Raw genomic sequence first — 532 nt, forward strand, 5'->3', positions numbered from 1 at the left:
ACCATTGGCGGGCCGCTGACCATCAGCGCGACGAGCGCCGGAATCATTCACGCCACGCTGGTGGCAGTGACAGCGTCGGTCGCAGTGGGATCGGGCACGGTGACGCTGTCGATGTCGGCGGCGGTCGCGCTGGCCTCCAATAGCATATCCAGCGACGTCCTGGCGGCCATTGAGACCTCCGTTGTCGACGCGAGCGGCGCGGTCGATATCACCGCGACAAACAGCAAGGACATCGACGCGGTGTCGGTGGGTGTGGCGATTGCGGTGTCGGTGGGAAGTTCCGCGTCGATTTCGGCGGCGTTGGCCTTCTCCAAGGCCACGAACGCCATCATGGGATCGACCGAGGCGCTGATCACGCAGAGCTCGGTGACAGCGGACGGCTCGGTGGCGCTGACGTTGGAGGATACCTCCTCTATCACCTCGGACGTCATCGCGGCGTCGGTATCCGTCGCCGTCTCCGGCGGGATCGCCGGGGTCGGACTGGCGGTTTTGGTCGCTCTGGGGGGAAAAACCATCTCGGGGAGCAGCCGCG

General features: G+C 66.0%; 1 protein-coding gene. It reads left to right on the forward strand.

The window, feature by feature from the left end; all coding sequences use genetic code 11:
• Nucleotides 1–532, forward strand: a 532-nt coding sequence (locus EOD07_RS38030) for a hypothetical protein (protein WP_164772978.1), incomplete at both ends; no start/stop codon positions are given.

The sequence above is a fragment of the Mesorhizobium sp. M2C.T.Ca.TU.002.02.1.1 genome (assembly GCF_003997225.1).